This is a genomic window from Acidobacteriota bacterium, assembly GCA_040754075.1.
Classification (GTDB): domain Bacteria; phylum Acidobacteriota; class Blastocatellia; order UBA7656; family UBA7656; genus JBFMDH01.
Genome location: JBFMDH010000008.1, coordinates 61,035 through 73,309 on the forward strand (window position 1 = coordinate 61,035; position 12,275 = coordinate 73,309).

7 protein-coding genes are annotated in these 12,275 nt (G+C 49.8%); 5 read left to right on the forward strand and 2 right to left on the reverse strand.

Features of this window, described 5'->3' with window-relative positions:
* The first annotated feature begins 28 nt into the window (after window positions 1–28).
* The 4 genes from AB1757_10860 to AB1757_10875 all read left to right on the forward strand — a co-directional run bounded on the left by AB1757_10860 (window position 29) and on the right by AB1757_10875 (window position 4,351).
* The gene (locus tag AB1757_10860; protein ID MEW6127525.1) at window positions 29–1,243 is read left to right on the forward strand and encodes a hypothetical protein; all 1,215 of its coding nucleotides are present in this window, start codon (window positions 29–31) and stop codon (window positions 1,241–1,243) included.
* Between the two features lie 72 nt (window positions 1,244–1,315).
* Complete coding sequence (locus AB1757_10865) at window positions 1,316–2,320, forward strand: glycosyltransferase family 2 protein (GenBank protein MEW6127526.1); 1,005 nt, start codon at window positions 1,316–1,318, stop codon at window positions 2,318–2,320.
* Between the two features lie 25 nt (window positions 2,321–2,345).
* Entirely contained in the window at window positions 2,346–3,140 is a 795-nt protein-coding gene (locus tag AB1757_10870; protein ID MEW6127527.1) for a phosphocholine cytidylyltransferase family protein, read from the forward strand.
* Between the two features lie 62 nt (window positions 3,141–3,202).
* Window positions 3,203–4,351 carry a CDP-glycerol glycerophosphotransferase family protein gene (locus tag AB1757_10875; protein ID MEW6127528.1) on the forward strand — a complete coding sequence of 383 codons (1,149 nt, stop codon included), beginning with the start codon at window positions 3,203–3,205 and terminating at the stop codon, window positions 4,349–4,351.
* A gap of 77 nt (window positions 4,352–4,428) precedes the next feature.
* Here the strand turns inward: AB1757_10875 and AB1757_10880 are convergent, their stop codons facing one another.
* Entirely contained in the window at window positions 4,429–5,241 is an 813-nt protein-coding gene (locus AB1757_10880) for an FkbM family methyltransferase (GenBank protein MEW6127529.1), read from the reverse strand.
* Window positions 5,242–5,588: 347 nt separating this feature from the next.
* Between AB1757_10880 and AB1757_10885 the strand changes: the two genes are divergently transcribed.
* Complete coding sequence (locus AB1757_10885; GenBank protein MEW6127530.1) at window positions 5,589–10,901, forward strand: IPT/TIG domain-containing protein; 5,313 nt, start codon at window positions 5,589–5,591, stop codon at window positions 10,899–10,901.
* 122 nt (window positions 10,902–11,023) lie between these two features.
* Here the strand turns inward: AB1757_10885 and AB1757_10890 are convergent.
* Window positions 11,024–12,275: endonuclease/exonuclease/phosphatase family protein (locus AB1757_10890; GenBank protein ID MEW6127531.1), on the reverse strand; the 1,252-nt coding region annotated here is incomplete at its 5' end.

The window sequence follows — 12,275 nt, forward strand, 5'->3', positions numbered from 1 at the left end:
TTAACCCTCAATTAAAGAGGTGATGATTATGGTTGCAGTAATGAAACAGTGGGATGGGAGAAGCGGGAATTACCGCGAAGATTGGATTCAACTGATTGACAACGGCGATGCCGAATTAATTTGGACAAAACTTTATCACATTGTTTCAAAACATTCGGCGATTCGCTCGCTTCAGGTCTCAAGGGATTTATCCGGGGTCAACCTGAAAGAGACTTATTCAGACCTCACCCAAGACCTGTATTTGAAATTACAGGAAAAAGATCGCTGGCGCTTTTATGTCGAAGAAGGTTATACGCACGAAAAGATAGAACATGAATTGTATGACATCGAAATTCCCAATCTGGTTTCGCGGTTGCTCAGAAAACGCTTTCCCGAATCCTATCGCATCGCGCGTCGCATCAGTAACCTGTTGATGACGAAAAAGGAATTTCGCTGTTTCAGTCGCCCGCGTCAACTGGCGTCCGCACCGTGCCAGTTCAATAAAGCGATTTCCTCGACAAAAATGGTGCTCCAGGTTTATGGGCTGGCGGAATGGCCCGCGAACAAACCGCTGAAACAATCCCAGGACATGGTTGAGCTGATTAAAGAGGTTGCCTTTCGTATGCGCGACACGCGCCGGGCAGGACGCGGAAGCAGTTCACAAATCGTTATCTCAAACGCTGAATTGACCGGGTTGCTGGTTGAGATTTTCAGAACCATCGATTCACCTGCCGACGTGCGAACCATGCGTTCACTGGCGCAATCCAAACTGGCGATTGACGATTCACAAATTATTTCGATGGATGAACCCATCGAAACCCCCAATGCCCAACCGGAACCGATTAAAATCAGCATCATTGATGATAAGCCGACGCCCGAAGAGGTGATTATCGAAAAAGAGTGCGCTGAACGAATGAACTCGCTTGCCGATACCATTTTGGATCAATGCCTTGAAGAGGTGAGAAACAAACCCCAACGCTTTCGCAAACTGATAGAAGTTGCCTGGCATTGCTATTTCAATCAGGCTTCGCTGTCACAGACCACGGTTGCCAAACAATTGAATATTTCGGATTCGTTGGTGAGTCATTATCGGAAAATTTTTGACCGCGTGATTCGCAGCTACGATATTGCATTGGATGAATGTCTCTATCTCAACAATGCTCTGGATAAACGGCTGACGGAATTGATCGGCAAATTTCGTTTGCCTGATAACCGCTTGAAAAAATCGAAGCTGGGTCAAAACATTCGACCGTGCAGCACCTGATTCAATCAATTTCAGGTTTGCGAAACCCGGTAAGCGGATAACCGGTCATTAAATTGACAAGCGAGTATTGCAATGAAATTTTCGATCATTATCCCAACTTACAATCGTGCAGAAGATTTACGCGCTACGCTGCAAAGCCTTGCCGCGTTGGTATCCGATGAACCCTGGGAATTGCTCGTAGTGGATAATAACTCAACCGATGATACGCGCCCGGTGGTTCTCGATGCCGCAAAAAATTTTCCCGTTGCATTGCACTATTTATTTGAAAAAGAGCAGGGCAGATGCGCGGCACTAAATTGCGGAATTAAGGCGGCGCGCGGCGAAATTATCCTGACCACGGATGATGATGTGCGTGTCGAAAAAGACTGGTTACAGCAGGCTGCGGGTGCGCTTGATGAACTGAAATGTGATTTTGTCGGCGGCAAGGTTTTACCCATCTGGGGCGGCAAGCGCCCACAGTGGTTGCCTGACCATCCCGGTCGCCCCTGGTCGGTCATCGCGCTTCTCGATTATGGCAATGCCCCGCGTGAATTTGATCAAAGCCATGTGCCGCTCGGTGTCAACCTGGCTTTTCGTCGCGAGTGTTTTGCTCGCGCAGGACTTTGGGATAACCGCATGGGGCGCAAAGCCGGAACCCTGCTCGGACAGGAGGTTCGCGAATGGGGATTGCGGGCGCGCGCCGCGGGACTTCAGGGTTTTTATGCGCCGGGAATGGTGATTCATCACATTATTGCCGCCGAACGTTTAACCAGGCGTTACTTTCGCCGATGGTTTTACTGGAACGGCATCAGCCGCGCCCGGCTTTACGAACAGGGACGTTTCAACATGGAATCACCGGAAGACCGTTCACTCGATTTTTCCAAAGTTCCGCACATCGCAGGCGTCCCGCGTTATATGTTTCGCTCGTATTGCAAACGCCTGAAAAAGATGCTGATGGCTTATCTGCAACGGGATGTTGAGATGAGTTTTGAACAGCAGTTGGAACTCTGTTTTTTTGCCGGAGTGATTCGCCAACGCTGGAAAGACCGACGCGGCGAAAGGCTACCGACGAAACCCAATGTCGCTGAAATTCGTTGAGGCGCGACCTGATGAAGGAGTGTGAATGAGAGGCATCATACTGGCTGCGGGAAAAGGCATACGCCTGAATGGCACCACCGGCAACACCCCGAAATGTTTACTGGAAATCGGTGATTGCACGCTGTTGGAAAGGCAAATGCAAACGCTGAAATCTTGCGGCATCCGCGACATCACTGTAGTTGTCGGCTATCAAAGCGAACGGGTTCGCAAATTTTGTGAGCCGGAAACCCGGATTGTCGAAAATAGTATTTATGAAAAAACCAACAGCCTGTTTTCGCTCTGGCTGGCTCGCGAATACCTTTCAGATGGCTTCGTGGTACTCAATTCCGATGTCTTGTTTCACCCGCGATTGCTCACCAATTTGCTGGAATCGTCTTACAAAAATGCGCTATTGATGGAACCGGTCAATCGTTTGGAAATGCTGCTTGGCGATGAAGAGATGAAGGTCAAAGTAGAAGGCGAGCGAGTAATCGAGATTAATAAAACGATGAAGCCTGACGAAGCCGATGGCGAAAATCTCGGCATCGTAAAATTCGGAAAATCCGATGCGCCGGTTCTGGTCAATATCATGGATGCGTTAATTTCAGGCGGATGTCTGCGCGATTGGGCACCCCGCGCCTTTGGTGAATTTGCAACCATGCGCCATTTAAATGTCATCGGCACCGCAGGGCTTCCCTGGATTGAGATTGATTACCCGGAAGACTATCAAAAAGCCTTGCATGAAATTTTGCCCAACATCGAAACGATTAAACCGGCAAGCCAAACCGGCAAGCTGATAACCGTTGGACATCAAGCAAGGGTCGCGGAAATTTATTCTTAAATCGCCTTTGATTTAGTGTTCTGGCTTCGCCGGTGATGCCCTGCGCCTCGAATTGCACAGCTATGAATTTAGCCACGGTTTTTAAATCTATCCGGCAGGTTGATGAAAAGTGGCAACGCCTGCGCCATCCTGATAGCCGGGCGGTGCTTGTCGATTCGCGCACGCCCATGAATTACGCCATCGTTGCGCCGATTCATCGGGCGATGCGAAAAGATAAACGCATCCGCTTTTATTTCACGTCGAGCGAAAACCCCCGCAACTGTAAAGAAATTTATAAAGACGTGTGTGCAGAGGTGCGAACCATTCAACCGACGCTTGCGGCATTCCTGAAATTTGATGCTTATCTGACTGCCGATCAATTGTGGGTGAAATTGCCGCGTGGCACCCGCCGCATTCAGATGTTTCATGGCGTAGCCGGTAAATATGGGCATGTTTACGATTCGCCGGTTCAATCAATGCGCCATTGGCATCGGCTGTTTTTTATCAATCAACGACGCTTGAACAATTATCAAAACAGCGGGGCGCTGGATCGAAACAGCGAGTCTGCCAAATTGATTGGCATGCCCAAACTCGATTGTCTGATTGACGGGTCTTTAGAGCGCGATAGTTTATTGACTTCATTTGACCTGGATGCCTCGCGGCGAAGTGTGTTGTATGCGCCAACCTGGTCGCCTTACTCTTCGGTAAATGCATTTGGGGTTGAGCTGGTTCAGAAACTATGTGAAGCCGGTTATAACGTGATAGTAAAACTTCATGACCGCTCACGCGAAAGCGATTACAGACATTCAGGCGGAATAGATTGGGGCTTACGTCTACAACCCATCTTAAAAAAATATAACGGGCATCTGGCTGAAAACAGTGATGCCTGCCCCTATCTTGCCGCAGCCGATGTATTGATAACCGACCACAGTTCCGTAGGCTTTGAATACCTTTTATTGAATCGTCCGGTGGTACGCATTGAAATGCCCGAATTGATTGCCCGAACCAACATTCATCAGGATTATGTGCGGATGCTGGAAGCGGTCTCCATCAGTGTGCGCGATGTGCCGGAAGCCCTGAAAGCGGTTGAGCAAGGGTTCGCAGCACCTGAGCAGAAGGCGAAAGAGCGGCAGCGTGTGGCTGAAGAACTTTTTTATCTTCCGGGTTCCGCGACGGCTCGTGCCGTAAAAGAACTTTACAACGTCATTGAACTCGACGCCTTGATGAATTGAATGAGGAAAATTACGGGGAGCCTGATGTCAATTGGTTGCTGTTGGGCTTGGCAAAATAGTGAATCTTCTACTGCTATTCAGATTAACAAATGCTCATTCTCAAACACATGATTGATGCCCAGTTCAACAAGGTGTTTGAAGCCGTTGCGCTGCAATTTTAAAAGGGTCTGATTTACTGCGTCTTTTCCCAGTGACCATTCGTGAACTTCGAGGATGATGGTTTTCACGCGCTCTTTTAAGGTTTCAATTTCGTAATTAATCAAATCTCTTTCTCCGCCTTCGATATCGCAAATCAAGGTACACAGTTCAAACTGCTGTTCATCGAGAATTTCTTTCAGCGTAATGGTCGAAACGCTGAGCGGGTTTCCATTGATGGCTTGAACACTGCTCGCCAGAAAATTGGCTTTCTGTTTAAACAATACCTGTTTACGACCATAAGCGATGGCTCTGTGGATAACCCTGAAACTGCAACCATTTAACAAGCGATTGATTTCCAGTAAAGGCAAGAGGTCGGCGTTTGCTTCAACGACAATATGGTGATGGGGATTCACCAGTCTTTTATTGGTCAAACAAGACATCACGCCAACCGCAGCGCCGAGTTCGATGACCGGAAGTTCAGGGTTGAAATAAAGCTTTAATAATTTCCGCTCATTTTTTTCATAACGATTCAAAAGAAACTGGCTCTTTACGCTGGTTGAAATCAACGGGCTGTGAAGGTCGAAGATACAGCCATCCAGCATTGCCGTGTTGCCCTTCAGTTCGATGAGTTTGCCTGCCCACCAATGATCGTTTTCAAAAAGCCACCTGCGGATTTTTTGCGGATAAACCAGAATTACTCCTTTAAAACCTTGCGAGCGATAAACCCGCATTGCTGTTGCAATTTTATTCATCAAACTCCTTTTAGAATGAAAACCCCTGTGCCGGAATCTTCAGATACTCGCAAATCTGCAAGCATCAGGTGATGCGCTTCCTTGGAAAAGCTTGACTTGGGGCAAAATTATAGGGGGTGTGTTTCGATTACTTGTTTTTCAAAACGATGAAAGGCGGTTTTTTTGCAATTTCACAGCCATTTGCTCTCTCAGACTATTGAAATACCAGATGGCAACACTTGGTTTGAGATTATGAAATCAACATCGTTCAGGTGGATGAAAAAAACCGGGTGATTTAAAACTGCTGGCACACTTATCGCATTCAAACGCCGGATGAATTTCCCGGTGTTCTAAAAGGTCTGAGGTTTATGACTAAAAAAAATTTTATCCTCCCAAATTTTTATCGCTACCTTTTTATCTTTTGGGGAATCATTTGTTTTACAACCGCACAGGTCAAGGCTCAGGAGCGTTTGTGTGATAACGCTTTTGAAGATTGTCGCACCCCGCTCTGGCGGTTGATTGATGCGGAAACCGTTGGCATTGATGTGGCATTCTGGTTTATGCAGGATACGTCCTATGCGACAAAACTGATTAGCCGAAAAAATGCCGGAGTGAATGTGCGGGTTATCGTTGACCCGAGAGCCAATCCCACCTATTTCGGCAATCAACAAATTCTCGATCAATTACAAGCCGCAGGAATTCCTATGCGCTATAAATTGAACGAAGGCATCCTGCACAACAAAGCCATGATTTTTGCCGGGCAGGGCAAAGTCGAATTCAGCGGCGCAAATTATAACGCTGCCTTTGAGCCGTTCACGCCGTATACCAACTATCAGGATGAAGTCATCTATTTCAGCGATGACCCGGCGGTGGTGAATAGTTTTAAAACCAAATTTGACGATTTATGGACGGACACGGTTTTATATGGAAACTATGCCAACATCACCGGGCCATTAACTCGCAGGTATGCGATAACGCCAATTGACCCGGAGTTAAATTTTCCCCCCAGTTCTTTGAGTACAGAAGATTTTCGCAACCGTACGGTTTATCTCCTCAATCATGAAACTCAAAAAGTTGATGCCATCATGTATCGCATTACCAATCAGGATTTCACCAATGCGATGATTGCGGCTAGCAATCGCGGCATTCTTACACGCCTGTTAACCGAACCGGAGCAATACCGCGACCCTGAACGATTATGGCATTCGTGGAATGTCGATCAGATGTATCTGGCAGGGGTTCAGGTCAAACATCGGAAACATCTGGGGTTGAACCATCAGAAAACCGTTTTGCTGTACGGGCAAGGATTGACGATTTTCGGTTCGTCAAACTGGACAGGCCCGTCTTCCAACTATCAACAGGAGCATAACTATTTTACGGTCAAGCCCTGGTTTTTTAATTTCTTCGTCAATGAATTCGAGCGCAAATGGAATTCCGATATTGAAATGGAACCGTTTGTTCCGCTGCCGCCGGATGCGCCGACCAGTCGCGTGCCTGCAAATGGCGCAACCGATCAACCAACCAGCCTGGCTCTCAGGTGGGAAGGCGGATACTGGGCGCACAAATATGATATTTATTTCGGCACCAATGCGACGCCTCCGTTAATCGCAGCCGATGTGCAAACCGGTTCGCCGGGACCCGGGACTGCCGAGACCTTCACGGTTTCGGGACTAGCTCCCGGTGTAACTTATTACTGGCGCGTCGTCGGAAAAACTATGGCAAACCGGACGGCTGGCAGTACGGTCATCAGCTTTATCACGGCATCGGGAAGTCCGCCCGCAAACCCGCCGACGGTGGCATCGGTGATGCCAACCTCTGGCGCTAATTTCGGCGGAACCACCGTAACCATTAGCGGGACGGGATTCGCAAGCGGCGCGTCAGTTAGTGTCGGCAACCTCGCGGCAACCAATATCAATGTTGTCGATAGTTCGACGATAACCGCGCGGGTTCCGGCGCATGCGAACGGTCTGGTGGATGTAGTCGTGGTCAACAGTAACGGCGGACGAGGCGCGTTGAGTGATGCATTTACTTATACCGGTTCGACCACTGCGCCACCGCCATTCATCAATTTAATCGCGCCCGAAACCGGCAATCCTGCGGGCGCAACTACGGTGACGATTACCGGTGCGAATTTCGTCACGGGTGCAACTGTACTCATTGGCGGTCAACCGGCGACGAATGTTTCGGTCACCAATAGCGGTTTCACGATTACCGCGACGACGCCTGCGCATGCAGCGGGTCTCGTAGATGTGGTCGTCACCAATCCCGATAATCAAAGTGTTTCGCGGCTCAATGCGTTTAAATATGTCGCGCCGCCTTCACCACCAACCATCAATTCGATTACCCCCAATAGCGGGTCTGCTAGTGGAGATACTTTAATCACCATCAGCGGAACCGATTTTACATATGGAGCGACGGTAAAAATTGATGGGGTGTTCGCGACTACGATAACCGTTTTAAACAGCACTACAATTACTGCAAGAACCCCGCCCCACAGCGCCGGTGCAGTTGATGTCGTGGTGGCCAATTATTATCAAGGGGCAAGTGTGACCGCTGCGGGCGGCTTTACCTATTCACCTTCCTCATCGACCATACCGACCATCACGTCGGTGACGCCCAATTCGGGAACCGTTGATGGTGGCACGCAAGTGACGATTAGTGGGACACAATTTGTGAGCGGCGCAACCGTCACTTTTGATGGCATTGCGGCGGCGAATGTGAATGTCGCAAGCAGCACGGCGATTACCGCAACCACCCCACCGCATAGTGTCGGGGGCGTCAGCGTCACGGTTACGAATCCGAATAATGAAAGCGCGACGCTCGGCGGCGGCTATATCTACACTTCATCAACGCCGTTGCCGGACGTGGTGCTCTATGCATCTGAGGCTGGTGTACGAGTCGGAAATTTCTCGGTGGTTGCGGATACCACGGCAGCCGGAGGCGCGGCGATTGCCAATGTCGATTTCGGCGCGCCAAAATTGATAACCGCGCTCGCCAGTCCCGCACACTATTTCGAGTTGACCTTCAATGCCCAAGGTGGCATTCCCTATCGCTTGTGGACACGCAGCAAGGCGGCAAATAATTCGCCTTATAATGATTCCTATTTCGTGCAGTTTTCCGATAGCGTCAACTCAACCAACGAGGCAGTTTTCCGAATCAATTCGACGGATTCAACGGTCATCAATCTGGAAGATTGTTCGGGGTGCGGGTTATCAAACTGGGGCTGGCAGGATAATGGCTGGGGCGTCGGGGCGATGGGGCCGGTCATCTATTTTCAGACTACCGGCACGCAAACCCTCCGCGTGCAAGCCCGCGAAGATGGTTTCTCGATTGACCAGATTGTCTTGTCGCCGCAAACCTATCTCAACAGTTCGCCCGGCGCGTTGAGAGATGACAACACCATCTTGCCTGAAACCGGGGTTCCGCCAGCAGCAACGCCAACCATCAATTCAGTCACGCCCAATTCCGGCTCAAGCGATGGCGGGACGGCAATCACCATCAGCGGAACCAATTTCGTAAACGGCGCGACCGTCACACTCGGAGGAACCGCGGCAACCAATGTCAGTGTGTTGAGCAGTACAACGATTAATGCGACTACACCTGCGCATGCAGCCGGAATCGTAAACCTAGTCGTAACCAATCCCGATAATCAAAGCGCGACGCTTACCAATGGCTTCACCTATAACGCGCCGCCCGCGCCTGCGCCGACCATTACCGGCATTTCACCAAACACTGGCACAGTAGCCGGTGGTTTGACGGTAACGATTTCCGGCACAGGTTTCGTTAGCGGCGCTACGGCGAGTTTTGGCGGAACACCCGCAACCAATGTCAATGTTGTAAGTGCCACTTCAATTACTGCAACAACGCCTGCGCACACCGCCGGGGCGGTGGACGTGACGGTTACCAATCCCGACAATCAAAGTGCGACGCTAACCAACGGATTTACTTATACAGGGTCATCGCCTGTGCCTTCGTTTGGACAGGTCTTTCTGGTGGTTGAAGAGAATCATCGTTATTCGGATGTGATTGGCAATCCGGCGATGCCCTACCTCAACACCCTGGCATCGAGATATGGACTCGCAACCAATTATTTTGCGAACACGCAACCGTCGATAGGCAACTACTTCTGGCTGACCACTGGACAGGTCATTACCAATGATTCAAATTTTTCGGGACCCGTAACCGTCGATAATATCGTTCGCCGTCTGATTGCGGATGGTAAGAGTTGGAAATCTTATGCAGAAAGTTTGCCATCGGTTGGTTACACAGGCGGCGATCAATACCCTTATGTTAAACGGCATAATCCGTTCGCTTATTTTTCGGATGTACTGGATTCGCCCCCGCAGACCAACAAACTGGTGCCGTTTGCGCAATTTGCCGATGATCTGGCAAATCAACAACTGCCCAACTATTCATTCATCGTTCCCAATCAATTGAACAACTCGCATGACTGTCCGCAGAGCACGCCCAATTGTACAGACACCGAAAAACTGGCGCGCGCCGATGGTTGGTTAAAAACCAATATTGACCCGTTGATTGCCAGCCCGCAATTTCAACAGGATGGTTTGCTGGTCATCGTATTTGATGAATCGGCAAATGACGATTTAGAGCACGGGGGTGGACACGTGGCGATGCTGGTGGTCAGTTCGCGCACTCGCCAGAATCATCAATCGACAACTTTTTATCAACATGAAAATACCCTGAGGCTCATTGCCGAAGCCTTAGGGCTGACGGCTTATCCGGGCGCTGCGGCAACTGCTGCGAATATGTCAGAGTTTTTCGGCGGTACGAATACTGCGCCCATCCTCACCGGGGTTACGCCGAACAACGGACTCATTAATGGAGGTACATCGGTCAGCATCAGCGGAACCGGTTTTGTGACCGGCGCAACGGTTAGTTTTGGTGGAGTTGCTGCCACCAATGTTACCGTCGTCGGCAGCACAACGATTACGGCGACGACGCCTGCACACGCAGGCGGGGCGGTGAATGTAACCGTCACAAATCCCAATAGTGAGAGCGCGACCTTAACCAATGGCTTCACCTATACGTCAACGGAAACCGTGTTATTAGCGGATGATTTCAATGACAATTTGCTCGATACCTCGAAATGGTTGAGCAATAGTGTTTTCAGCGGCTTTACGGATACCAGTGTCCTGGTGGTCGAAAAAAATCAGCGATTGGAAATCGGCGCGTTGAAACAGAATCTTTCGGGTTCGCATTACAATGGCGTGCGCTCTCAAACGATGTATAACTTTTCGGGTGGATATGTCTACGTTGAACTGCTGCAAGCGCCGGTTGCAACCACGGCTGCCGACGCGATGGTGACCATCGGCAAAGATGAAAATAACTATTATCGAATTTATGTCGAGTCCGGCAATCTCATTTGTCAGAAGAAGGTTGGCGGCGTAAAAACCAATTTATTCACCATGCCATATGATGCGGTTAATCATCGCTTCATGCAGATTCGCCATGATTCGGTAACCGGAAATGTGATTTTTGAAACGGCAACCGGGAGCGGTGGCGTACCGGGGAGTTGGGTGGTTCGCGCAACTCAAGCCTGGAACACTGCGAGTGTGCCACTTGCTTCAATGTTATTTGAATTGAAAGCCGGAACCTGGCAAGCCGAAGCGACAGCGCCGGGAACCGTGATTTTCGACAACTTTAAAGCTGCCAAACCCTGAGCAACGATAAATGAATAGAGCATGCAAAGCCGTTAAATCGCTCCGCACGCTCTTTCATTTATCATTCAACTATTCATCCACAAAAAATCTACCTTCCTTGCGGATGCAATTAGGCTTTGCGTTTACCGCACCTGAAACGTTGCCACCATCATATTGTGATCCGAGGGGCGAACGCCTTTATCATCGAGCGTGCCAATATACTGAACCGGCGTTCTGCTTAAATCGCGCAGGTCAGGAATATGGGTGCCGGTGAGCGTGAGGTTGCTTGCGCCTCTTGAATAGAATATGTAGTCGATTCGACCGCGACGGGTGCGCGTCATCCAGACTACAGGATTATCCGGGTAAGCCAGGGCTGAGCCGGCATTATAGGCTTCGTTCCACGAATCAAAATAATTTGCCGTCATCGAAGCAATTTCCGGCCAATCGGGACCGGCATTGAAATCACCGGCAACGATGCGAGGTTCGGCAAATCCCGACATGAAATTTTTCATCTCATTGATTTGCGTCGAGCGATAGCCGGACGAATCGGGGTCGAGGTGAGTGGTAAAGAAATTGACCACCTTACCATTGATATTCAAGGTTGCCTGAGCGACCGAGCGTTGATAGCTCAAATAGCGATAACTGGTGCTGACAATTTGCCATTTGGTCAGAATGAAATTGCCTTCGGTGCAACCGGGATATTTCGGAACCCAGTAATAATTCCACGTAACACCGGTTCTCTGGCTCATCAAACTGGTCAACTGTTGCGGCATATTTTTCACGCCGCTTTGTTCAACTTCGTACATGCCGATGACATCGGGTGATTGATTCGCCATATAGGTAGCCTGACGATTCAAATCATAAACGTTATCGGTTCCCATGCCGAATTGCGCGTTCCAACTGATGGCGCGCACCTGTTGCCCGGTTGTAGGTGGCGGTTGTACAGGATTGGTAACGGTTATGCTAATCGTGCTGGAAGCAGTGGCTCCGACATTGTCTGTGACCGTAAGCCGCGCCGTGAAATTTCCGGCAGCGGTATAGGCATGACCCGGAGAAAGTAGGTTCGATGTTTGACCATCACCGAAATCCCAATTGGTCGCCGTGATATATCCATCCGAGTCGGTCGCGACTCCGAGAAAATAGACATTGAGCGGCGCAATCCCTGAGGTCACAGATGCTGAAGCAGTAACTTGCGGCGGTTGATTGGGCGGAGGTGGAGCGCCGCCTCCGAGTGTGCTGGGCAACAAGGTGTTGTCATCTCTTAGCGCGCCGGGCGAACTGTTGAGATAGGTTTGCGGCGACAAGACAATCTGGTCAATCGAGAAACCATCTTCGCGGGCTTGCACGCGAAGAGTTTGCGTGCCGGTGGTCTGAAAATAGATGACCGGCCCCATC